The 24,201-nt window shown below is 41.0% G+C and carries 22 protein-coding genes and 1 pseudogene; 17 read left to right on the top strand and 6 right to left on the bottom strand.

From position 1 onward, the window contains the following. The first annotated feature begins 34 nt into the window (after positions 1-34). Genes thiE through thiH form a run of 5 tightly spaced genes read left to right on the top strand, consistent with a single transcriptional unit; the run spans position 35 to position 3,671 of the window. Complete coding sequence (gene thiE, locus Q1K78_RS00765) at positions 35-715, top strand: thiamine phosphate synthase (RefSeq protein ID WP_300173350.1); 681 nt, start codon at positions 35-37, stop codon at positions 713-715. Further along, the gene (locus Q1K78_RS00760) at positions 708-1,559 is read left to right on the top strand and encodes a HesA/MoeB/ThiF family protein (protein WP_300173347.1); all 852 of its coding nucleotides are present in this window, start codon (positions 708-710) and stop codon (positions 1,557-1,559) included. Before thiE ends, Q1K78_RS00760 begins: the two co-directional genes overlap by 8 nt. Beyond that, positions 1,552-1,764 carry a sulfur carrier protein ThiS gene (gene thiS, locus Q1K78_RS00755; protein ID WP_300173345.1) on the top strand — a complete coding sequence of 71 codons (213 nt, stop codon included), beginning with the start codon at positions 1,552-1,554 and terminating at the stop codon, positions 1,762-1,764. The genes Q1K78_RS00760 and thiS overlap by 8 nt, the downstream gene beginning before the upstream one ends. A gap of 1 nt (position 1,765) precedes the next feature. Beyond that, positions 1,766-2,536: a thiazole synthase gene (locus tag Q1K78_RS00750; RefSeq protein ID WP_300173343.1), complete on the top strand. Its 771-nt coding sequence runs from the start codon at positions 1,766-1,768 to the stop codon at positions 2,534-2,536. A gap of 22 nt (positions 2,537-2,558) precedes the next feature. Further along, positions 2,559-3,671: a 2-iminoacetate synthase ThiH gene (gene thiH, locus Q1K78_RS00745; protein ID WP_300173341.1), complete on the top strand. Its 1,113-nt coding sequence runs from the start codon at positions 2,559-2,561 to the stop codon at positions 3,669-3,671. A 121-nt stretch (positions 3,672-3,792) separates the two neighbouring features. Here the strand turns inward: thiH and Q1K78_RS00740 are convergent, their stop codons facing one another. Both Q1K78_RS00740 and Q1K78_RS00735 read right to left on the bottom strand, forming a co-directional pair. Further along, a complete protein-coding gene (locus Q1K78_RS00740; RefSeq protein ID WP_300173339.1) occupies positions 3,793-5,586 on the bottom strand; it encodes an aminopeptidase P family protein in 1,794 nt (597 codons plus the stop codon). A 64-nt stretch (positions 5,587-5,650) separates the two neighbouring features. After that, entirely contained in the window at positions 5,651-6,616 is a 966-nt protein-coding gene (locus tag Q1K78_RS00735; RefSeq protein WP_300173336.1) for a LysR family transcriptional regulator, read from the bottom strand. Positions 6,617-6,713: 97 nt separating this feature from the next. Here Q1K78_RS00735 and Q1K78_RS00730 point away from each other — a divergent pair, with 97 nt between their 5' ends. Then, a complete protein-coding gene (locus Q1K78_RS00730) occupies positions 6,714-7,943 on the top strand; it encodes a multidrug effflux MFS transporter (protein ID WP_300173334.1) in 1,230 nt (409 codons plus the stop codon). A gap of 118 nt (positions 7,944-8,061) precedes the next feature. After that, entirely contained in the window at positions 8,062-8,346 is a 285-nt protein-coding gene (locus Q1K78_RS00725) for a hypothetical protein (protein WP_065594514.1), read from the top strand. 77 nt (positions 8,347-8,423) lie between these two features. On the opposite strand, the gene Q1K78_RS00720 is transcribed toward Q1K78_RS00725, so the two are convergent. Continuing rightward, positions 8,424-9,332 carry a DMT family transporter gene (locus tag Q1K78_RS00720; protein WP_300173328.1) on the bottom strand — a complete coding sequence of 303 codons (909 nt, stop codon included), beginning with the start codon at positions 9,330-9,332 and terminating at the stop codon, positions 8,424-8,426. A gap of 126 nt (positions 9,333-9,458) precedes the next feature. On the opposite strand from Q1K78_RS00720, the gene rmuC reads away from it, so the two are divergent. The 7 genes from rmuC to tatC are packed head-to-tail and all read left to right on the top strand — an operon-like array spanning position 9,459 to position 15,508. Next, the gene (gene rmuC, locus Q1K78_RS00715) at positions 9,459-10,979 is read left to right on the top strand and encodes a DNA recombination protein RmuC (protein WP_300173325.1); all 1,521 of its coding nucleotides are present in this window, start codon (positions 9,459-9,461) and stop codon (positions 10,977-10,979) included. A 56-nt stretch (positions 10,980-11,035) separates the two neighbouring features. Then, positions 11,036-11,800 carry a bifunctional demethylmenaquinone methyltransferase/2-methoxy-6-polyprenyl-1,4-benzoquinol methylase UbiE gene (ubiE, locus tag Q1K78_RS00710; RefSeq protein ID WP_300173323.1) on the top strand — a complete coding sequence of 255 codons (765 nt, stop codon included), beginning with the start codon at positions 11,036-11,038 and terminating at the stop codon, positions 11,798-11,800. Between the two features lie 10 nt (positions 11,801-11,810). Then, entirely contained in the window at positions 11,811-12,434 is a 624-nt protein-coding gene (locus Q1K78_RS00705; protein WP_300173509.1) for an SCP2 domain-containing protein, read from the top strand. Then, on the top strand, positions 12,431-14,062 hold the full coding sequence (gene ubiB / locus Q1K78_RS00700; protein WP_300173320.1) for a ubiquinone biosynthesis regulatory protein kinase UbiB: 1,632 nt from the start codon (positions 12,431-12,433) through the stop codon (positions 14,060-14,062). Before Q1K78_RS00705 ends, ubiB begins: the two co-directional genes overlap by 4 nt. A gap of 55 nt (positions 14,063-14,117) precedes the next feature. Then, positions 14,118-14,369: a Sec-independent protein translocase subunit TatA gene (tatA, locus tag Q1K78_RS00695; RefSeq protein ID WP_300173318.1), complete on the top strand. Its 252-nt coding sequence runs from the start codon at positions 14,118-14,120 to the stop codon at positions 14,367-14,369. A 3-nt stretch (positions 14,370-14,372) separates the two neighbouring features. Next, positions 14,373-14,750, top strand: coding sequence for a Sec-independent protein translocase protein TatB (gene tatB, locus Q1K78_RS00690; protein ID WP_300173315.1), 378 nt, complete (start codon positions 14,373-14,375; stop codon positions 14,748-14,750). 2 nt (positions 14,751-14,752) lie between these two features. Beyond that, the gene (gene tatC / locus Q1K78_RS00685) at positions 14,753-15,508 is read left to right on the top strand and encodes a Sec-independent protein translocase subunit TatC (protein ID WP_300173313.1); all 756 of its coding nucleotides are present in this window, start codon (positions 14,753-14,755) and stop codon (positions 15,506-15,508) included. Positions 15,509-17,208: 1,700 nt separating this feature from the next. Here the strand turns inward: tatC and Q1K78_RS00680 are convergent. Further along, the gene (locus tag Q1K78_RS00680; RefSeq protein ID WP_300173310.1) at positions 17,209-17,970 is read right to left on the bottom strand and encodes a TatD family hydrolase; all 762 of its coding nucleotides are present in this window, start codon (positions 17,968-17,970) and stop codon (positions 17,209-17,211) included. Between the two features lie 135 nt (positions 17,971-18,105). Here Q1K78_RS00680 and hemB point away from each other — a divergent pair, with 135 nt between their 5' ends. After that, positions 18,106-19,119 carry a porphobilinogen synthase gene (hemB, locus tag Q1K78_RS00675; RefSeq protein ID WP_300173306.1) on the top strand — a complete coding sequence of 338 codons (1,014 nt, stop codon included), beginning with the start codon at positions 18,106-18,108 and terminating at the stop codon, positions 19,117-19,119. A 186-nt stretch (positions 19,120-19,305) separates the two neighbouring features. Here hemB and gppA read toward each other — a convergent pair. Then, positions 19,306-20,793, bottom strand: a pseudogene (gppA, locus tag Q1K78_RS00670) (guanosine-5'-triphosphate,3'-diphosphate diphosphatase); the annotation flags it as partial. 34 nt (positions 20,794-20,827) lie between these two features. Beyond that, positions 20,828-22,132 (bottom strand): ATP-dependent RNA helicase RhlB, encoded by a 1,305-nt coding sequence (gene rhlB, locus Q1K78_RS00665; protein WP_300173304.1) that lies wholly within the window; start codon positions 22,130-22,132, stop codon positions 20,828-20,830. A gap of 112 nt (positions 22,133-22,244) precedes the next feature. On the opposite strand from rhlB, the gene trxA reads away from it, so the two are divergent. Together trxA and rho are read left to right on the top strand one after the other, a co-directional pair. Further along, a complete protein-coding gene (trxA, locus tag Q1K78_RS00660; protein ID WP_300173301.1) occupies positions 22,245-22,571 on the top strand; it encodes a thioredoxin TrxA in 327 nt (108 codons plus the stop codon). A gap of 238 nt (positions 22,572-22,809) precedes the next feature. Then, positions 22,810-24,069 (top strand): transcription termination factor Rho, encoded by a 1,260-nt coding sequence (gene rho, locus Q1K78_RS00655; protein ID WP_300173507.1) that lies wholly within the window; start codon positions 22,810-22,812, stop codon positions 24,067-24,069. The last annotated feature ends 132 nt before the right edge of the window (positions 24,070-24,201 follow it).

The following is a 24,201-nucleotide window of genomic DNA, read 5'->3' as shown; positions in this document are numbered from 1 at the left end:
CCACCTGTATGTCCTAAAAATAAAGGAGGTAAGTATGTTTGCTTTCCCTGCTATTGATATAAATAAGTTTAGGCTTTATCCCGTAGTGGATGATGTAAGCTGGATTGAAACGTTATTAAAACTCAACGTTCAGACTGTTCAGTTACGTATTAAAAATACAGAACAACCGGATTTAGAACAGCAAGTGATCAAAGCGATAGAGCTTGGTCGTCAATACAATGCACAAGTATTTATTAATGATTATTGGCAACTGGCAATTAAGCACCAAGCGTTTGGGATTCATCTTGGACAAGAAGATATAGAGATAGCTGATCTAAAGGCAATATCGGATGCCGGTATTTGTTTAGGATTATCCACTCATGATGACAATGAATTATTAAACGTAAAAGCGCTTAACCCTAGCTATTTAGCCCTAGGTCATATTTTCCCAACGCCAACTAAAGAGATGCCATCACAACCTCAAGGCCTAGTTAACTTAGCGAACAACAGAAAATTAGCGGGTGAAACACCAACCGTTGCTATCGGTGGTATTGATTTAACGGTGGCTGAGCAAGTGTGGCAAACCGGAGTTGATAGCATTGCGGTCGTTCGAGCTATCACTCAAGCCGACAATATAGAAAAAGTAGTCAATCAGTTTTCTGCGATTTTAGCCCAACCAAGAACATCCGATTACCTTATTAAATCGCAAAATACACTGGAGGTGATGGATGAGTAATTTATTGATGGAAGGATTAAATGATCAAGATTTCCTTCGTTATAGCCGACAAATCATGTTGCCTGATATTGGTGAGCGAGGACAGTTGTCTCTTCGAAATAGCACCGTGCTAATGGTTGGCTGCGGAGGGTTGGGATCATCTGTTGGAATGTATTTGACTGCTGCTGGTGTGGGAACGTTAATTATTGCCGATGGCGATGACGTTGATCTTAGTAACTTACAGAGGCAAGTGGTTTATCGTGAGCAGAGTATAAAACAGAATAAAGCGTTAGCGATGGCTCAAGAACTGCAATCGATAAACAAGACGATCACGATTGAGGTGATAACGAAGCATCTAACAGAACCTGCGCTTTCACGATTCATTACTCAGGTCGATGTTGTTCTGGATTGCACTGATAACTTAATAACACGCCACAATATTAATGCCGCCTGTGTTCAACATCAGGTGCCTTTAATTTCTGGCGCGGCGATTGGTTGGCAAGGGCAATTGATGTTGTTTTCAAATAAGAGTGATGAGTTAGGTAATACATCGTCGTCTTGTTATCACTGTCTGTTCCCTTTTATTGAAAGCCAGCAAACGAAGAGCTGTCAATCTTTCGGAATTGTTGGGCCAGTGGTTGGCATGATAGGTAATCTACAAGCCTTAGAAACCATCAAATATTTAACTCAACCAGAATGGATGAAATGGAGTTCACTTCATCAATTTGATGGTAAGTCATTATCTTGGTCGACGATGGGTATTCCCAAAGACCATTGTTGCCCTGTCTGTCAGTCACCAAGTGATTTACAAGGTGTTTCACGTGAAACCCATCATCATAAAGAGAGAGTACTGGTCAGTGAGTAATTTAATTAGTGTGGTGTTAAATGGTGTGGAGTATCGGGTTGAGAAGGGATTCTCGTTATTTGCGTTTTTATCTCATCAGAAAATAGAGACTCAGGGGTGCGCTTTAGCGATTGAACAGCAGGTTATCCCTAGAAGTGAGTGGCAGCAACGTGGTTTATCTGACGGTGAATCGATTTCTTTATTCCAAGCCATTGCAGGAGGCTGATATGACACAACCATTGATTATCGCAAATACACCATTTTCTTCTCGTTTGTTTACTGGAACAGGAAAATTCCCCAATTCATTAATAATGCAGCAGGCATTAATTGAATCAGGTTCTGAGCTTGCAACGATGGCATTGAAACGAGTTGATGTGAGCAATCCTGAGGATGACATTTTAAAGCCAATTATTACGGCGGGCATTAATTTACTGCCTAATACGTCAGGAGCTAAAAATGCCCGAGAAGCGATTTTTGCGGCTCAGTTAGCCAGAGAGGCGTTGCAAACTAATTGGTTGAAATTGGAAATCCATCCTGATCCCAAATACCTAATGCCTGATCCGATTGAGACATTAAAAGCGGCGGAAGAATTAGTTCGCCAAGGATTTATTGTATTGCCTTATTGTCACGCCGATCCGGTGTTATGCAAACGACTTGAAGAAGTAGGTTGTGCGGCAGTGATGCCATTGGGTGCGCCTATTGGGTCAAACAAAGGCATTGTGAGCCGTGATTTTTTAGAAATTATTATCGACCAAGCGAGAGTGCCGGTTGTGGTTGATGCGGGGATTGGTGCGCCATCTCATGCGGCGTTTGCGATGGAGCTGGGTGCTGATGCGGTATTGGTGAACACCGCGATTGCCGCAGCAAGAAATCCAGTGGCGATGGCTACAGCATTTAAGTTGGCGGTTCAGTCTGGACGGTTAGCGTATGAAAATGGGTTGGCGTCTGTGAGTTCTCAAGCGGTGGCATCGAGTCCGTTAACGGCATTTCTGGATTAATCATTCAGTTTAAGGAAAGACGATGACGTTTATTGATGAATGGAAAAAACTGAACTGGGATGAGGTCAAACTCTCCATCTACAGTAAAACAGCGCAAGATGTAGAAAGAGCGCTGAACAAACCAAAGCGTAATTTAGACGATTTTAAAGCGTTAATCTCACCAGCCGCTGAAGGGTATTTAGAACAAATGGCTCAAGAATCCGCGCGACTGACTCGCCAGCGATTTGGTCATACCATGGGGTTTTATATTCCTCTTTATCTTTCGAACCTCTGTGCAAACGCGTGTACTTATTGTGGGTTCTCGATGGAGAATCGAATTAAACGAAAGACCTTGAATCAAGATGAAATTGCTAACGAGATTGATGCGATTAAAGCGATGAATTTTGACAGTGTACTTTTGGTGACTGGAGAGCATGAAACCAAAGTTGGGATGAATTACTTCCGTGATACCGTTCCTCAAATTAAGCGGTCATTTAATTATTTGGCCATGGAAGTTCAACCATTAGATCAACACGAATACGCAGAACTAAAAACACTGGGTTTAGATGCTGTAATGGTGTACCAAGAAACTTACCATCCATCGACGTATGCGGAACATCATTTGCGAGGTAACAAAACGGACTTTAACTACCGCTTAGAAACGCCGGACCGATTAGCCAAAGCAGGGATTGATAAAATAGGCATTGGTGCCTTGATTGGTTTAGAAGAGTGGCGCACCGATTGTTTTTATGTGGCTGCGCATTTAGATTACTTGGAGCGTACGTACTGGCAAACAAGGTACTCGATTTCCTTTCCACGTTTGCGTCCATGTGAAGGCGCTTTGCAACCCAAATCAATCATGAGTGATAAGCAGCTTGTGCAGTTAATCTGTGCATACCGTTTATTAAATTCGGAAGTTGAATTGTCACTGTCTACTCGTGAGTCTGAACATTTTAGAGATAATGTATTACCGCTTGGTATTACCTCTGTTTCTGCAGCATCAAAAACTCAACCTGGAGGTTATGCAAATAACGAAGATGCATTAGAGCAATTTGCTATTAGTGATGAGCGATCAGCGTCTGCGGTTGCACAAGCGGTTAAGGCTAGGGGATTTGAACCAGTGTGGAAAGATTGGGAGCGAAGTTATTCGGGATAGTTAGTTTCCATTAAAATTGAGTGTTTCACGTGAAACCTATTTTTAAACTTTAATGGTTTTGAATACAAAAATGCCACGTTAATTCGTGGCATTTTAATTTTTAATAATTAGCTTAAGTTAATTAACTTTCGTAGCTTAATTCTACCGTTGCTTTTCTTAGCCATTCTTTCACTTCACCATCAACTAATGGACTAACGTCATCCCATACTTTTTGATGATAATTGTTTAACCAAGCAAGTTCTGGACGATTTAGCATATCGATATTGATTAAGCGTTTATCAATAGGGCAACGAGTTAACGATTCAAAACCAAGAACAGAGAAGTCGCCCTTAGTTTCAATTTCAACCACTAGCTCTAGGTTTTCGATACGAATACCAAATTCATCAGCGCGGTAATAGCCTGGTTCATTCGACAACACCATGCCTGGAAGTAATGCAGTAGTATTCACTTTTTTAGAAATACCCTGAGGGCCTTCATGAACACTTAGGAAGTGACCGACACCATGACCAGTTCCGTGATCGTAATCGTAACCTTGTGCCCATAAATGTTGGCGAGCAAGAATATCTAATTGATGACCAACAGTTCCTTTAGGGAAACGAGCAGACGCTAAGCCAATATGACCTTTAAGCACTAACGTAAATTGTTGTTTGATATCATCACTTGGTGTACCAACAGCAAGAGTACGTGTTATATCCGTAGTCCCGTCTGGGTATTGGCCGCCTGAATCAACGAGGTATAAGCTGTTCATCTGTAGCTTACCTGGTTCAGGTTGGTTTTCATGGTTGTAGTGACACATTGCCGCATTGCCAGCCGCCGCTGAAATAGTATCAAAACTTAAGTCAGCTAATGTTTCATCTTCTTCACGGAAGCCTTGAAGTTTGTCTGATAACTCAGCTTCGTCATGCAGTATTCCAGCGTCAACTTCAGCATCAAACCAAGTTAAGAATTTCACCATCGCAGCACCATCACGAATGTGACACGCTTTCATGCCTGCTTTTTCGGTTTCATTTTTTGCGGCTTTTGGTAGTAAACAGGGATCGGCGGCTTCGATGATCTCTGCACCAGTGTCAGTTAGTACTAATGACATCCATGCATTTGAGGTTGCAGAATCAACCAGTATTTTTTGACCAGAAAGTGATTCTAGAACTGATTTTAATTCTTCTGGTTTGTGTATTCGAACACCCTGACCAACATGCTCATTAAAATTAGCTGGTAGACGAGCAGGGTCTAAGAAAAAGTCGACGGTTTCGTCTGCATGAATAATCGCGTGAGAAAGAAGAACAGGCAAGCGAGAGACATCCAAACCACGAATGTTCAATAACCAACAGATAGAATCTAATTGGGTTAATAGGGCTGCATTAGCATTTTTCTTTGCTATTTCTTGAGCGATTTCTTTGCGTTTATCAGTACTTGATTGGCCTACAAATTTGAGTTCCATTAAGCGAACATCAGAGACTTTTACTTCTGGACGATCTGCCCAAGCAAGATCAATTGGATTATTGCTTACTGTTTCGAGAGTAACAAAACCTTCAACAGTCGCGATGGCACTTTTCAGCCATTGAGTAGTATGCATACGAGGGTCGATAGCGACTTTTGCATTAGTTGCTAGTGTCTCTTTAATCCACTCTAATAATGGTTCTTCATGAAGATGACGATATTCAAATACATCCGCAGGTACTTGTTTACGGACTTGGACAGTGTAACGACCATCAACAAAAATAGCGGCTTTGTCTTTAGTGATAACAGCAGCACCGGCAGAACCAGTGAATCCTGTTGCCCATAGTAGACGCTCATTGTGTTCTGGAATGTATTCACCTAGAAACTCATCTTCATGAGGGATAATAAGTGCGTCGAAATCTTGTTTGGCAAGCCATGAGCGAAGTTGCTCAATGCGTTGAGAAGTATGTGGATGCATCTGGAGTGTCCTTATTGTCCTATCCGTGAAGTTATGGTTCTGTCCGAGCTATAACCTAGCGCTTTTATCCCATATCTGCAATTGTTGATACTGATAAATTTTTACAGTGGCTGATTATGATATTGCGTAACCAACAATTTGCAGCATCATTGTCTTTTTGTTGATGCCAGAAAAGAGTGTAGGCCATTTGAGGCAACTCGGTAGGTAATGGCAATACCACCAGATTGAGTTGTTTCGCGATAAGCTTAATGAAATGACTGGGTGCGGTGAAAACGAGGTCGGTATGAGTACATAAGCTAGCGGCGCTATTAAAATCAGGTACGATGATCCCAATGCTGCGTTCAAGGCCTCGCTCTGCTAATTTATAATCTAATAGCCATTGGTCCTTACCATCGCAACGCACTTGTACGTGGCGTTGCTCAAGGTAGGTATCTAATGTCCATTCTTGAGTTAACACTGGATGGTCTGGACGAACCAAGCACATTTGGCTGTCTCGATAAATTTCTTGCCCACGAATATCGGCAGGGGTTTGCATGGTGATATTGGCGTATTTGGGGTCTAAATCTTTCCCTGTAATACCGATGTCCATTTCGCCAGATTGTAATTTCTTTAAGGTGTCAGTATCCCAAGCATGAGTATCCAGCATTACATTAGGTGCTTCATTTAATATGTACGACATAAAATGTGGCAGAAGTAGTGGATAAGTACTTTCTACTAATCCAGCACGAAAACGATAATGACTGTGTTGTGGGTCAAACGTAGAGGCTTCGGTTATGGTTTCAAGATGACTGAGTAATGTCTGTAATTGACTTTGAAGGTTGCGAGCTTTAGCTGTCGGTTGTAAACCATAAGCCGTTCGAGTAAAGAGTGGGTCGTTAAATTGCTCTCGTAATTTGGCTAAGTTTTTACTGACAGTAGATTGACTTAAACAGAGACGTTGAGCTGCGCGCGTGACGCTTTTTTCTTCCAATAATAAATGGAGGGTAAGCAATAAGTTCAGATCAACTTTACTCAGTTTTTCAAAAAACATAGAGATATTCCAAATGAGAATGTTAGATCTGAATATAAACCATTTCTGTTCATATCTCTAATTGGGTACACTCCGCGAACTATTTTAGGAGTTACACATGCACACGCCAGTTTCCGTTCAACCAGAAACATCATTAACGCAACAATCAGATAAAAAAATTATTGCCCTAATGGTGGTTTTGGTTTTATTTAGTCCCCTCGCTATTGATATTTATCTTCCCGCTTTACCTTTGATGGTTAGTGAGTTTCAAGTCGCCTCAACATTAGGTCAAGATACGATTACATGGTTCATGTTTAGTATGGGCCTTGGGCAGTTATTTGCAGGCCCGCTGGCTGATCGTTATGGTCGTCGTCCAATTGCATTAACAGGTATCATTATTTATGGCTTGAGTGCGGCCCTTGCTTATTCTGCTCAAGAAATGGAAATGCTATTAATTGCCCGTTTATTACAAGGCTTTGGTGCTTGTGCTACGTCAGTTGCTGCATTTGCCTCGGTTCGTGATTCATTTGGTGCTGAGAAAAGTGGCCGAATGATCAGTTACCTTAATGGCGCAATTTGTTTTATTCCAGCATTAGCCCCAATCTTAGGTAGCTACTTAACGATTCATTTTGGTTGGCGTTCAAACTTTAGCTTTATGGCCGGTTTTGCGTTGGTGAGTTTTGTTTTGATCGCGGTGAGTTACAAAGAAACAAAGCCAGTAGATACAGCACAGTCAGGGCGATTAATTAGTCCATCTCGTTATTGGTCAGTACTGCAACATCCCACTTTTTTATTCCACGCCACACTATGTATGTTGGCGATGGGCGTTATTTTGGCTTATGTCACATCAGCCCCTGTGCTTCTTATTGATAAGCTTGGGTTAACAATGCAAGAGTTTACCAATTGGTTTGCAGTAAATGCGGTACTTAACATTATGGCTTGTTTTGCTGCGCCTAAATTCATGGTCAGATTCGGAACTAAAAATGCATTATTATTCGGTCTAAGCATACTTGTTGCGGCTGGTGGATTAATGCTTGGGTTCCAACATATTCAGCAAGCTTGGGCGTTTATGATCCCGATTTTCTTCTCGTCAGTAGGCTTCGCATGGGTACTGGGTTCGGCGGCAGGTAAAGCATTAGCACCTTTTGGTGATAGAGCGGGTACTGCTGCTGCATTATTAGGGTTATTTCAAATGAGTGGTGCGGGCGTCATTGTTGGCACAATGCAAAGATTAGCACTCCCTTCTGCACAGCTCTTAACTTTAATGATGTGGCTTCTTATCCCTGGCTTGCTGATCCTATTAACGAAAACAGGGCAACGTTGGCATTCTGGTGTTATTACGGAATGATCTGTGCAAACTGAACATAAAAAGAACAGTTTTGTTTCTTAATATATTCAGTTAATCCGACTTTCAGTGTATATTCAGCATTATTACTAATATTGATAACTGAAAGGCAAAACACGCAATGTCGATGTCTATTATTGAAATGGCTCGTGTTCTAGAGCAGATGGAAGAGTCACCAGAAAAACTCATGTTTGGTAAACTTCTGTCTGAACTAGGAAACCAAAGCCAAGAGCGCGTAAGAAGTGCTGCGCGCCAAGTGTCTGTTCCAACATTGCGTGATCTTATTTACCAATTCCAAGTGGTAATTGAAGAGCGTAAAGGCGAAACTACAAAGAAATTAGCAGAAGAGATGGCAAAAGAAGGGGTATCCTTAGAAGACTTCCAAGCTTATCTAGCAAGTAAATAAGTACATTAGTATAAATAAAAAAAGCAGCGAATGATCGCTGCTTTTTTTATGCCTGAAATTTGAGTTAGGAATGAGGATTAACTTTCAGCCGTTTTTACTTGTTGTTTGTTCTTACCGTAGAATTGTTGTATCAATAAACCACAGACAATCATGATTAAGCCGATCAACGTTGATGGGTGTATTTCTTCGCCAATAATATTTGCGAGCAATAATAATGAAATAAAAGGAGACGCAAAAATCAGGTTACTAATGCGCGCGGTATTTTGAGTTAAACGTAATGCAGATAACCATAAAACAAAGGTGATCCCCATTTCAAATAATCCAACATAAGATACTGCGAGCCAGCCACTCATAGGGATATGCATCCAAGGAACACCTTCATAAATACTTAAGCCAACCGCAACCGGAAGTGCAACTAAGAAGCCAAGCAGCAAGCCTAAAATTGGGTCGGCTTTATTCTTGGTATTTAATATCCAGTAACCCGCCCAAAGTAGAGTTGAAAATAACGCTAATCCCACACCAAGTGGACTATCAAACTCTAGAGCCAAGACGTTACCTTTAGTTGCAATCACGATCACGCCTAAATAACCCAGCACACAAGCAATCCAATCTTGTTTTCTGATTTTTTGACCAAGAAAAACCGCAGCCATTAACGTAAGGGTTATTGCCCAACTGTAATTCAGAGGTTGAGCTTGAGAAGCGGGTAGCAAGTCATAAGATTTAAACAAAACTAAGTAATAAGCCAGAGGGTTAATTGCGCCAAGTAAAATGTAGTACAAAGGGTTTGCAACAAAAGTATCGATCAGTTTAGATAATGTTTTTTGATAAGCGGCAACAGCGACTAAGGCAAGAATAGACACTGCGCTAGCAATCGTCAGCATTTGAGTGGGAGTAAAATACTCCAAAGTGATCTTAAAGGCAGTGGCGACAGTTGACCATAAGAGAACCGCAGCAAGGCCAAATCCTAAAGCACGACGTTCGTTCATTGTTATTATTCTCAGTTAGAAGTCCATTTAGTGCTGAGTTTACCCGTGCTTGTAAAATAGTGTTAACTGGACATTTATCCAGTATCAAAATATCCTATAAGAATAAGTTTTTGTATTGAGTGAGTTATGGAATTTTTTAATCAATTTGGTGGGCACTTATTGTTTGGTTTTGCGGGAGCAAGCATTGCTTATGCCGTAGCACACGTCTTAGCAAAAAGTCGTAATCAGCAACAGTTAGCCTTGTTAGAGCATGAATTAGAATCAGAAAAAAAGCTCAGCAATAGTCAATTGTGCCAACTCAATCTGCAGCTAGAGAAACAGCAAACAGAATTAGATGAGTTGGATAGTGAGAGAGGTCAACTTGCTCAAGAGCAAAAACAATCTCATGGTCGATTAATGGCAGCAATGGAAAAGTTACGTTATTTTGAAGCGATTCAAAAAGAGAAAGAATTTTTAACTCAACAATTAGAGTTTTCACGCCAAGCTAATTCTAATGTAGAAGCGGAACTGCGAGAGCAAGAAGCACGTCATGAAGAAGAACGTAAATCGAGCCAAGAAAAGCTTGAGATGCTAGAGCGTGCAGAATTGCGTTTAAAGCAGCAGTTTGAAAATTTAGCCAATCAGTTATTTGAACAAAAAACCAAAACCGTTGATGAACAAAACAAAGTCAGTTTAGAGGGATTGCTGTCACCATTAAAAGAACAGTTAGAAGGATTTAAAAGACAGGTTAACGACAGTTTTGGTTTTGAAGCCAAAGAACGCCACACTTTAGTGCATGAAATTCGTAGCTTACAACAGCTGAATGAACGAATGACACAGGAAGCGGTAAACCTGACCAATGCACTAAAAGGTGACAACAAACAGCAAGGTAATTGGGGCGAAGTCGTCCTTGCTCGAGTGCTAAAAGAATCAGGGTTACGAGAAGGCCATGAGTACGATACCCAAGTCAGTATGGATGACGACGAAGGAAAACGTTTTTATCCTGATGTGATTGTTCACTTACCTGATGATAAAGATGTCGTTGTTGATTCAAAAATGACCTTGGTTGCCTATGAGCGATTTTTTAATAGCGATGATTTTAACCAAAAAGAGCAAGCGCTTGATGAGCATCTAATGGCGATTCGTGCGCATTTACGAGGCTTAAGTAAAAAGGATTACCACAAGTTAAATGGCTTGCGTAGTTTAGATTATGTTTTGATGTTCATCCCTGTTGAGCCTGCTTTTCAAGTTGCGATTGAAGCCGATCCTTCGTTGATATCGGATGCAATGGAACAGAACATTATTATCGTTAGTCCAACAACATTATTAGTGGCATTAAGAACGATTAGTAATTTATGGCGTAATGAAAGACAAAATCAGAATGCAAAAATCATCGCTGATCGTGCCAGTAAGCTATACGACAAAATGCGGTTGTTTGTAGACGATATGGAGGCCGTTGGTGGGTCATTAGATAAAGCCAATCAAAGCTACCAAGGTGCAATGAATAAATTAGCCACAGGGCGAGGGAATATTATTCGTCAGGCTGAAAGCTTTAAAGAGCTAGGTGTTGAAGTGAAGAGAGATATAAATCGTAAGTTTATTGAACAATCTTTTGAAGCAGATACGATGCAAACGCTTGGTGATAACGGCTTGGATAAAGTAGACTAGAGCGCTGCTGAATTCAGAGTATCGGTATTTAGCGAACAATCTCTAGAGGACTTAAAATGACGGACAAGATGCAAATAGCTGAAGAAACAACACACTTCGGTTTTACCACAGTCGCGAAAGACGAGAAAGTCGCGAAAGTTGCAGAGGTATTTCACTCGGTAGCAGCAAAATACGACATCATGAATGACCTTATGTCAGGTGGTGTACATCGTGTATGGAAACGATTCACGATTGATTGCAGTGGCGTACGTCCAGGTCATAAAGTTCTTGATTTAGCGGGAGGTACAGGTGACCTTACCGCTAAATTCTCACGTATTGTTGGTGATTCTGGTCAAGTTATCTTAGCGGACATCAACAATTCTATGTTGAATGTAGGTCGTGATAAATTACGTGATATGGGCATTGTTGGTAACGTAAGTTACGTACAAGCAAATGCCGAAGAATTACCATTCCCAGATGATTTCTTTGATTGTATTACTATCAGTTTCGGTCTTCGTAACGTAACAGACAAAGATAAAGCTCTGCGTTCGATGTTCCGTGTGTTAAAGCCGGGTGGTCGTCTGTTAGTTTTAGAATTCTCAAAACCGGTTCTTGAGCCGTTATCAAAAATCTATGACGCATACTCTTTTCACCTATTACCTAAAATGGGTGAGTTAATTGCTAACGATGCGGAAAGTTACCGTTACCTAGCTGAATCTATCCGTATGCATCCAGATCAAGAAACATTGAAAAGCATGATGGAAGAAGCCGGCTTTGAGCAAGCAAACTATTACAACCTAACGGGTGGTATTGTTGCCTTGCACCGTGGTTACAAGTTTTAAGGATAAGATGATGCCATTAGAACCGTTTGTAACAGGGGTAATGGAAACAGGGTTAAATACACTGTTAAAAGAATCGCCAGAAAGCAAAGTCGCACTGCTTCGATTAAAAGGAAAAATCATTCATGTTCACTTAAATGAAGTGAACAAAGATTTGTATTTTGTTTTTAGCCAGCAGCAAGTCGATATATTGTCTAAATTTGAAGGTAAGGCAGATTGTTATCTTGCGTTAAATTTATCGGTATTGCCGCAGTTGCGTGAGCAAAATAATATCACTCAATTAATTAAGCAGGATAAGTTGGTGCTTGAAGGGGATCTCAACCTCGCTCAGCAATTCTCTGCTTTGCTTCAAGAATTAAAACCTGACGTTGAAGAAAAACTTTCTCAATATACGGGTGATATTGTGGCTCATACTTTAGTTAGTGGCGTTAAAAACAGTGCTTGCTGGGTCAAAAAACAAATTACTCGCCAAACTCGTCATGCAGCTGAAGTATTAACTGAAGAGTGGAAGATTACCCCTGCGCCGTTAGAAATTGCGCATTTTTGTGATCAAGTATCTGATGTTGAAAATCAACTCGCAAAGTTAGATGAACGTTTAACACGATTATTAGCCAATAATCCAATGGAGCGCGCATGACGCCATCAGAGCTAAAACGCCTATATCATATAACCAAGGTTCAACTTGAATATGGATTGGATGAATTACTGCCTGATCATGCGTTAACTCAATTACCGAAGCGTTTACGTCGTGGCCTTTTTTGGATTAAAAACAAACATCCAGAAAAACCACTGGGTGAGCGCTTACGTTTAGCATTGCAAGAGCTTGGCCCTGTATGGATTAAGTTTGGTCAGATGATGTCAACTCGTCGTGATCTCTTTCCTCCGCATTTAGCAGACCAGTTGGCATTATTACAAGATCAGGTCGCTCCATTTAATGGTCAATTAGCCAAAGACCAAATGGAACTTGCGCTTGGTGGGCCATTAGAAAATTGGTTTACTGATTTCGACATTATTCCATTAGCGTCAGCATCAATTGCTCAAGTACATACAGCAAAGTTAAAAGAATCGGGTCGAGAGATCGTACTTAAGATTATTCGTCCTGATATCCGCCCAGTTATCGAAGCGGATATTCGATTGATGTATCGCATGGCACAATTGGTTGAGCGGCATATTCCTGAAGCGCGTCGCTTAAAGCCGGTTGAGGTCATTGACGAATACGAAAAAACCTTACTTGATGAGCTAGACTTAAGAAGAGAAGCCAGCAATGCAATGCAGCTGCGTCAGAACTTCGAAGGCAGTGAAGAATTGTATGTGCCTGAAGTGATATTGGATGTTAGTTCTGAAAACCTAATGGTGTCAGAGCGTATTTATGGCATTCAAGTATCAGACATCGAGCAACTAGAAAAAAATGGCACCAACATGAAGCTATTGGCAGAACGTGGAGTATCAGTTTTCTTTACTCAAGTATTTCGTGATAGCTTTTTCCATGCGGACATGCACCCGGGTAACGTATTTGTAAACCCGGAGAATCCGAAAAATCCACAATGGATTGGATTGGATTGCGGTATTGTTGGGACACTGAATAAAGAAGATAAACGCTACTTAGCTGAAAACCTATTAGGCTTTTTTAATAGCGATTATCGTAAAGTCGCACAATTACATGTTGATTCAGGTTGGGTTCCGGCAGACACTAATGTCGAAGAGTTTGAATTTGCCATTCGGCTGGTGTGTGAACCTATTTTTGCCAAGCCATTAGGAGAGATCTCTTTTGGCCATGTGTTATTGAATCTATTTAATACTGCACGTCGATTTAATATGGAAGTGCAACCACAACTGGTATTATTGCAAAAAACATTATTGTACGTAGAAGGGTTGGGGCGACAGCTTTATCCTCAATTAGATCTATGGGCAACCGCCAAGCCGTTTTTAGAAACGTGGATGGCAAAACAAATTGGACCAGCAGCCTTTATGACTGCTTTGAGTGAGAAAGCGCCATTCTGGGCAGAAAAATTGCCAGAACTGCCAGACTTAGTTTATGACAGTTTGCGCCAGGGCAAAGTTCTCAATCAACGAATGGATAAACTTTACGCAGGTTATCGTCAAAGTAAGCGCCAACAAGCAAAAGGACAATTCCTCTTTAATGTTGGATCAACTCTGTTGATTTGTTCTGCGGTGTTATTAACCAGTAACATTACTGTGTTAGCATCAATTAGTGCTGCTACAGGAGTTACGTTTTGGCTATTAAGCTGGCGAGCATATCGTTAATAAACGTTACTCTATTTAGCAATTTTTTAACCCCTAACACGCTGAGGAAATAAGCATGGGTGGTATTAGTATTTGGCAACTTCTTATTATTGCAGTAATTATTATTCTACTATTTGGTACGAAGAAATTACGCGGTGTAGGCAGTGATTTAGGATCTGCTATTAAAGGCTTTAAAAAAGCGATAAGTGAAGAAGACACAACAAAAGATGCGAAAAAAGACGCAGACTTTGTTGCACCTCAAAACTTAGAGAAAAAAGAAGCTGAAACAGTAGAAAAACCAAAGCAAAACGACAAAGAGCAGGCATAGCACGTGTTTGATATCGGTTTTTGGGAACTGATACTGATCTCTGTTGTTGGGCTTGTTGTATTAGGGCCAGAGCGTTTGCCAAAAGCGATCCGCTCGGTTGTTCAATTTGTGAGTGCGGCAAAAAGCATGGCGAATAACGTCAAAGATGAGCTGTCTCAAGAGTTGAAAATACAAGAGCTACAAGAAAATTTGCGTAAAGCAGAACAGATGAATATGGAAGACTTAGCACCTGATCTTAAAAAATCAGTTGAAGAGTTAAAGCAAGCGGCAGCTGATGTTACTCGCCCATATGCAAAACCAGAAAAAACAGCAGACACTCCAAAGGTGGATGCAGAGGTTCCGGTTGTATCTGATTCAACTTCTAAAACAAAAGCAGAGTAATTATGTCATCAGTTGAACACTCTCAGCCGTTGTTAACTCACCTATTAGAACTAAGAAACCGTCTTTTAAAGGCATTAATTGCCGTGATCGTGGTGTTTTTAGGTTTGGTTTGGTTTGCTAACGACATTTATGAGTTCTTATCTGCGCCTTTGGTAGAAAGATTACCAGCAGGTGCCACGATGATAGCAACTGATGTCGCGTCACCCTTTTTCACGCCCATAAAGCTGACTTTGGTGGCGTCGATATTTGTTGCTGTTCCCGTGATACTTTATCAAGTATGGGCATTTGTAGCGCCAGGACTGTATAAGCATGAGAAGAAACTTGTCATGCCTTTATTGTTTTCAAGTTCAATGCTGTTTTATGCGGGTGTTTCTTTTGCCTACTTCATCGTTTTCCCATTGGTGTTTAGTTTCTTTACTACCATTGCACCAGAAGGCGTACAAGTAGCGACAGATATTTCCAGTTACCTTGATTTTGTCCTAGCCTTATTTATGGCTTTTGGTATTGCTTTTGAAGTACCTGTTGCCATTATTTTGCTGTGCTGGACGGGTGCAACAACCCCTGAAATACTCAGAGAAAAGCGTCCATATATCGTAGTGGGTGCGTTTGTTGTGGGTATGATGCTGACTCCACCAGATATCATCTCTCAGACTTTACTTGCAATACCAATGTGTATTCTGTTTGAAATCGGTCTGTTCTTTTCTCGTTTTTATGTGAGAGAAAAAAATGAAGATGATATGGAACAAGACGAAGCATAATGCTTGATTGAGTACTAAAAATTGAAGAGCGCTGATTAATTTCAGCGCTTTTTTTATGACTCTCATAGGGATAGTATTTAGGCTTACTCGTACTACTTAGATATCTAAAGTGATCGAGATCACAGTTGTTTTTTGATGTCATCAAAGCAATAAGAGAGAAAGTAGAAACTCCGTGTGCGAGATCTCTCACACGAGAGTGAGAATTTACGCTTTATTTATAGCTAAATCTCGGTGGTTTTATTCTAAGTTGTTGAATTTAAACTACTTGATATTTTATTGTGAAATTTGAATATAATTTTTGGCAAAAATAGCAAAATAGTCTATTGCTGAAAAAAGGCAAAAGCGTAATCTTATTGGTGTCGGAAGGATGCTGACACGGAACAGGAACTAGCCAAGGATTTGGTAAGCTTCAGGATGAGGCACTCGATTACTTAGGATTAGTAATCGGCATGGATAGCGAAATGGACATTGAATGGACGCAATAGTAACTAAGATGGTTGCTACTAAGGAAAGATGATGGACACCTCTAGGATAGAGGAAAATGGATTGCACATCAGGATGATGTAACGGACACCGCTCAAGGAACAAGTGAAGAGAGTTAACTACGGACTGTTAACGGATCAGGATAAGATCAAGGACACCGCTAGGATGGCGAGAAAGGAATAAGCTGAAGGAATCAGCATACTATCAAGGATTTGATGCATGGAGCCCCATTAGTAGCCGGATTGCTGCGAGTAAAGTTATAACCCCGTTAGACGAGAGTCTGGCGGGGTTTTTCTTGTTTGGGGCAAAGTGAAAGAGCAGGGTTCAGATCGGTCGCAAGCTCCCTTAAAGGTTTCAGGGGTATGCGTAATGAGTTTATCTATACTAGCTAGAAACTATACGCTGCGCTAACTAGATACTATAAGAGCGAGTGTTGAGTATTTTCCTGAAACCTATTACTAAAAATCCATTACCCGTGTGCGAGATCTCTCACAAACAAGTGCGATTTTTCGCTTTATTTATGGATAAATATAGCCATTACTTAATTAACTTGTTGATACTTATCGGTATTCACTGTTTTTAAAAAATGACGATAATTATTTTTGCAAAAGTTTGAATTTAGTCTATTGCTGAAAATAATGAAAAGCGTAATCTTATTGGTGTCGGAAGGATACTGACACGGAACAGGAACTAACCAAGGATTTGGTAAGCTTCAGGATGAAGCACTCGGTTACTTAGGATTAGTAATCGGCATGGATAGCGAAATGGACATTGAATGGACGCAATAGTAACTAAGATGGTTGCTACTAAGGAAAGATGATGGACACCTCTAGGATAGAGGAAAATGGATTGCACATCAGGATGATGTAACGGACACCGCTCAAGGAACAAGTGAAGAGAGTTAACTACGGACTGTTAACGGATCAGGATAAGATCAAGGACACCGCTAGGATGGCGAGAAAGGAATAAGCTGAAGGAATCAGCATACTATCAAGGATTTGATGCATGGAGCACCATTAGTAGCCGGATTGCTGCGAGTAAAGTTATAACCCCGTTGGACGAGAGTCTAGCGGGGTTTTTCTTGTTTGGGACAAAGTAAAAGCCTATACGCTGCGCTAACTAGATACTATAAGAGCGAGTATTGTGACGTTGGAATAACAGCGTTAAAGAATCAGCTTTTTCTCTTATAGAAGCGATCTGAACTCTATTGTTTTCTCTTAAATCCCAAAAAGTCTTTTCGCATTCGCCGTCGTAATTGCATCCACATCCGCCAAACTCATTTCACGTAAATCAGCCACACGTTGCGCGATTAATTGCGTATACGCTGGTTCATTACGTTTACCACGATGAGGTACAGGTGCTAAATATGGGCAATCGGTCTCTAGAATTAAATAATCCATATTCAGATGAGGAATAATTTTATCCATTCCACCATTTTTAAAAGTAGAAACACCGCCTAATCCTAAATGAAAGCCTAGATCATTGATTGCTTTAGCTTCGTCAACCGAGCCACCAAAACAGTGGAATGTGCCTGATAACGAGCCATCTTGTTCTTGTTTTAGAAGGCTTAATGTTTCTTCAATAGAATCACGAGTATGGATAACAACAGGCAACTTCATCTCTTTTGCCCAGTTTAATTGGGTGATAAAAGCCATCTCTTGTTCAGCTTTAAAGGTTTTATCCCAGTATAGGTCAATACCTATTTCACCTACCGCAATGAAGTTATGCTTCTCAAACCAAGAGTGGATAGTTGCTAGGGTTTGCTTAACATCGGCGTTCACATAGCAAGGGTGTAAGCCCATCATTGAGCGACAAACATCAGGATAAGCCGCTTCGGTTTTTAACATTGGTTCGATAGAGTCTAAATCGATATTCGGCAATAAAATTTGATCAATACCTTGTGCTAAGGCGCGTTGAACCACCAAATCTCGGTCTTCATCAAATTCTTTCGCGTATATGTGAGCGTGGGTATCAATCATAATTAAGGCTCTTTTATTAAAATTATATTTTCTATCATACCAAGTTAATCGTAAAAATCAGATCTCTAAGAAAATTTGGATTCAAAAGACGATGGGTATATATTGAATGCATCATAAATACAAAAGGAGCTCAGTGTGTCTGTATCCATTCTAGGTGCGTTTCCAAACCGTCGTATGCGTCGTATGCGTAAGCATGAATTTAGCCGTCGTCTAATGGCTGAGAACCAGTTAACCGTAAATGATTTAATCTATCCAATGTTTGTGCTGATGGGCAAAGATCGTCGTGAAAGCGTAGATTCTATGCCTGGCGTTGATCGTTTATCGATTGATTTACTGCTTGAAGAAGCACAGCGTTTATATGAGTTAGGGATCCCTGCAATCGCATTGTTCCCGGTTGTGTCTCAGGACGCAAAAAGTTTATGTGCCGCCGAGGCTCATAATCCTGAAGGCCTTGTTCAACGTGCCGTTAAAGCATTGAAAGAGCACATTCCTGAGCTAGGCGTGATCACTGATGTGGCATTAGATCCGTTCACCACTCATGGACAAGACGGCATCATTGATGAAGATGGTTACGTAATGAATGACATCACAACGGAAGCCTTGATCAAACAAGCGCTTTCTCACGCTGAAGCGGGTGCGGATGTTGTTGCACCATCAGATATGATGGATGGTCGTATTGGTGAAATCCGTAAAGCACTAGAAAAAGCGGGTTACGTTCATACACAAATCATGGCGTACTCTGCAAAATATGCCTCTTGTTACTACGGCCCGTTCCGTGATGCGGTCGGTTCTTCGTCTAATCTTAAAGGCGGCAATAAGAAAAACTACCAGATGGATCCAGCCAACAGCGATGAAGCAATTCATGAAGTGGCAATGGACATCAATGAAGGCGCAGACATGGTGATGGTGAAACCAGGCATGCCTTACTTGGACATCGTTCGTCGTGTTAAGACTGAGCTTCAAGTGCCTACATTTGCTTATCAAGTATCTGGTGAGTACGCGATGCATAAAGCTGCGATCATGAATGGTTGGTTGAGTGAGCGTGATACGGTGATGGAATCGTTATTGTGCTTTAAGCGCGCAGGTGCTGATGGCATTCTGACTTACTTTGCGAAAGATGTCGCTGAATGGTTGGCGGAAGAGAAATAAAAGCAGGGTTCAGATCGCTTAGCTAACTAGAGGCTATAAGAGCGAGAATCTTGAATGTTGTAAGCTCTTTATTTAAAAAATAAAAAAGCATGATGATTTTAGTTAATCATCATGCTTTTATTTTTCCTGAATCCTAAAACAAGTACCAATCCGGTTTTTGCTTTTGCTCTTATAGAAGCGAAGCGTTCTAGCCTCTATAACTAAATCCAAACCAATATTTGTCTGCTTATCTGCTTCAATTTCCAACTCCGCTCTAGTGAGAGGATTTTTCGCTAACCATTTCTTATCAATCGACAATGATAAAACATCGTCTTTTTCAGAAAGAGTGATAGATGGAACCAAAGATACATCGCGACGATGAGTTAAAATAATCGCCAAGCGTAAAATGCGTAACATACGTTGAGCGGATAAGTCAGAAACCGCGTGTTGGGTTGGCATTGCTGAGAATTGCTCACGGTAGCGACGAAGTAATTCACCCAATAGGTGCTTCTGCGCGCGTGTATAACCGGGTAAATCTAATGCATTAATTAAGTAAGCAGAATGTTCGCCTGCTTTTTTATAATCAATACACATTCCTAATTCATGTAGTTGAGTTGCTGCTTTTAACAATGGCAGAGCTTGAGGTTCATTCAACCAATCAGCGCCGCATTGTGCGACAAGTTGTTCTGCTAATTCGGTAACCTGTTCGGCATAAGCACAATCTAATTGATAGCGTTGTTGCACACTACAGATGGTGCGTTGGCATACTTCATCGTGCTGAAGGGCTTCGATCATACCGTAACATAAACCTTCACGCAGAGCGCCACCAGCCAATGTCATCGAATCGATATCTAATAATTCAAATATAGCGATAAGAATGGATAAACCACTTGGAAACACTAAGGCGCGCTCCAGAGTTAATCCATCAATATCTAATTCTTCTAAATGTTCATATTGCATTGCTTGTTTTTGAAGGCGCTTAAGCTTGGCTAAGGTGATGACCTCATCCATGCCTTGCGCCAACATAATTTCTTGCAATGCTTGCACCGTACCACTTGCTCCAACACAAGTCTGCCAACCAAGGTCGGTATACTGTTGTAAGATTGGAGCTAACGTCTCTTTTGCGCCAGTAATCGCCGCATCAAAGTTGTTTTTGGTTAATGCACGGTCTTTAAAATAGCCTTCAAGCCAAGTCACACAACCCATTTTTAGACTTGTGAGCGCTTGTGCTTCAAAACCTTCACCAATAATGAGCTCTGTACTTGCGCCACCGATATCAACAACCAATCGACGTCCGCTTCCACCAGAAGTGTGTGCAACTCCTTGATAAATAGTACAAGCCTCTTCTTCACCCTCGATCACATTAATATCATGACCTAGGATTTGATTGGCTTTTTGTAAGAAGACATCCGCATTAATCGCGGCACGCAATGCTGCGGTTCCGACAATGCGAATGTTTTCTATAGGAATGTCTTGCAAACGCTCTGCAAATAAGCTCAAACAATCCCACCCACGCTGCATAGCTTCATGGCTCAGTGTGTTGTTTTCATCTAATCCCGCAGCTAAACGTACTTTACGTTTGATTTTAGCCATGGTTTGCACACTACCATTTATATGACGCACAACAAGCATATGGAAGCTATTGGAGCCCAAATCAATGGCGGCATACATAGGTGATACTGTTGAACTTTTCATAACATCCTTTTATCTTCTTACCATAGAACTCAAATTAATCTTGAGGACTACGAGGCTGACGTGGACGAGAAAACTTACGATTTCCGCCTTGACGTTGACCATTATTGTTATTGCTACGACGATTTTGTGGTGGACGGCGTTGAAGTCTGATTGGTGCTGGTAAATCTTCAATTAGTGCCGATGTATCGTAATCAGATTGTGGAATTGAATGCTCAATGTATTCTTCAATTGCTGGAAGATTAATTGCGTATTCTTCACATGCGAAACTGATAGAGTTACCGCTTTCGCCTGCACGACCAGTACGACCGATGCGGTGAACGTAATCTTCGGCTTCGTTAGGTAAATCGAAGTTAAATACGTGAGTTACTTGTGGGATATGTAGACCACGAGCTGCTACATCGGTAGCAACAAGGATATCAACATCACCCTTAGTAAATTCTTCTAAAATGCGTTCACGTTTTTTCTGTGGAACGTCACCAGTAAGAAGACCAACACGGTGTTTATCAGCCGCTAGATGTCCCCAAACTAATTCACATTTGTGTTTAGTATTGGCGAAAATGATAGCACGGTCAGGCCATTCTTCTTCGATTAGCGTCTGAAGAAGTGCCATTTTGTGATCGTTTGAAGGATAGAATAATTCTTCCTGAATACGATGACCTGTCTTTTGGTCCGGTTCTACTACAACGTGTTCTGGCTCTTGCATGTGTTCAAAAGCAAGCTCTTGTACACGGTAAGATAGCGTTGCAGAAAACAGCATGTTCAAGCGTTCTGTTGGCGCAGGCATACGACGGAAGATAAAGCGAATATCTTTAATGAAACCTAAATCGAACATACGATCGGCTTCATCAAGTACAACTACTTGAATCATCTTAAAGTCGATGTGACCTTGCTTATAGAAGTCGATGATACGACCGGTAGTACCGATCAAAATATCAACGCCTTGCTCAATTACTTGTTGTTGTTTTTCATAACGTTCGCCACCGTAAGCTAACGCGGCTTTTAGACCCGTGCTTGCGATTAGTGACTCTGCATCTTTATGAATTTGAATCGCTAATTCACGCGTTGGTGCCATGATGATGGCACGCGGTTGCGTAATTTTACGACCTTCAGGAGCAGGTGTCGTTAATAGGTGATTAAAAGTAGCAGTAAGGAACGCTAGCGTCTTACCTGTGCCCGTTTGGGCTTGGCCTGCAATGTCTTGGCCGGCGAGCAGTACCGGCAATGCCTTAGCTTGAATAGGAGTACATTTAATGAACCCCTGTGCATTCAAACCATCAAGGACCTGAGGCTGTAAACCTAGGTCGGCAAACTTTTGCTCTGTGATGTGCGTGTTTTTCATTGCTATAGAATATCAGTTAAAGCTTGCAATACGAAACGTATTCCATTCAAATAGAGCATCAATTTGCTGGTTATCATCAAATCAGCCTTTAAATTTAACGTTGGAGTTGACGATGAGCGACAAAATTTTGCAGCTTACAGATAGCGGTTTTGAAGAAAGTGTGATCAATGCAGCGGGCCCAGTACTAGTAGATTTCTGGGCAGAATGGTGTGGTCCTTGTAAAATGATTGCTCCTATCCTGGATGAAATCGCCGATGAGTACGAAGGCCGATTAACGATTGGTAAATTAAATATCGATCAGAATGCAGAAACACCACCAAAATTTGGTATTCGTGGTATTCCAACACTTCTTTTGTTTAAAGATGGTGGCGTCGCTGCAACGAAAGTGGGTGCACTTTCTAAAACTCAACTTAAAGAGTTTCTTGATGCAAACCTATAAGATAGGGTGCAATTAAGTCAGATAGAACCGTATATAATGAGAAATTATGTGCGGTTTTGTTTTATCTGAGCTAAGCTAAGGTTAGAAATCAGGGCCAAGCCCTAGACTAAAATGCGAATAAGTGATAGTTTATCGGGCGTATTTCATACGATTTCATTTCTGACCGAGCTCGAAGGTCATCCATTCTTAAATCAACTAAAGATAGAATCTGATTTTGACTAAACAACTACCTACCACTATGAATCTTACTGAACTTAAAAACCGACCTGTATCGGATCTTGTTGCTCTTGGCGAATCATTAGGCCTAGAAAACCTAGCTCGTCTAAGAAAACAAGACATCATCTTCTCCATCCTTAAGCAACATGCGAAAAGCGGTGAAGACATCTTTGGAGATGGTGTTCTTGAGATTCTTCAAGATGGCTTTGGTTTCCTTCGTTCAGCAGATTGTTCTTACTTGGCTGGCCCGGATGATATTTATGTATCTCCAAGCCAAATTCGTCGTTTTAACTTACGTACTGGTGATACGATTGGCGGAAAGATTCGTCCACCAAAAGATGGCGAGCGTTACTTCGCACTTCTTAAAGTAAACGCCGTTAACTATGACCGCCCAGACAACGCACGTAATAAAATCCTTTTTGAAAACCTTACCCCTTTACATGCAAACGATCGTTTACGCATGGAACGTGGTAATGGTTCAACAGAAGATATTACAGCGCGTATTCTTGATTTAGCATCACCGATTGGCCGTGGTCAACGTGGTCTGATTGTTGCTCCGCCAAAAGCGGGTAAAACAATGCTACTTCAAAACATCGCCCAAAGTATTGCTCATAACTACCCTGAGTGTGAGTTAATGGTTCTGCTTATCGATGAACGTCCAGAAGAAGTAACTGAGATGCAACGCCTTGTTAAAGGTGAAGTAATTGCGTCTACGTTTGATGAGCCAGCGTCTCGTCACGTACAAGTTGCTGAAATGGTTATTGAGAAAGCGAAACGTCTTGTCGAGCATAAAAAAGATGTGGTTATCCTATTGGATTCAATTACTCGTCTTGCTCGTGCGTACAACACAGTTATTCCATCATCAGGTAAAGTTCTTACTGGTGGTATTGATGCCAATGCATTACATCGTCCTAAGCGCTTCTTTGGTGCGGCTCGTAACGTTGAAGAAGGTGGTAGTTTAACTATCATTGCAACGGCACTGGTTGATACTGGCTCTAAAATGGATGAAGTTATCTACGAAGAGTTTAAAGGTACTGGTAACATGGAATTGCATTTGAACCGTAAAATTGCGGAAAAACGTATATTCCCTGCGATTGACTTTAAGCGTTCAGGTACTCGTCGTGAAGAGTTACTGACGAAGACTGATGAACTACAGAAGATGTGGATCTTACGCAAGATTGTTCACCCAATGGGTGAAGCCGATGCAATGGAATTCTTGATTGATAAACTATCAATGACGAAGACTAATGATGAGTTCTTTGATGCGATGCGTCGTCAGTAACTGATATTTTTCTCAATTATTGGTACTAAGATCGATAAATAATGAAACGCTGCCTATTAGGTGGCGTTTTTTGTTGATTATCTGTTAACTTGACTGCATTATCATTTGTACTAGGCTTGATAAGGAGTATCA

Origin of the sequence: uncultured Aliivibrio sp. (assembly GCF_946479765.1) — a bacterium.
Classification (GTDB): Bacteria; Pseudomonadota; Gammaproteobacteria; order Enterobacterales; family Vibrionaceae; genus Aliivibrio.
Note: the sequence above shows the minus strand (reverse complement) of the source record. Positions and strands in the feature narration are given on the sequence as shown.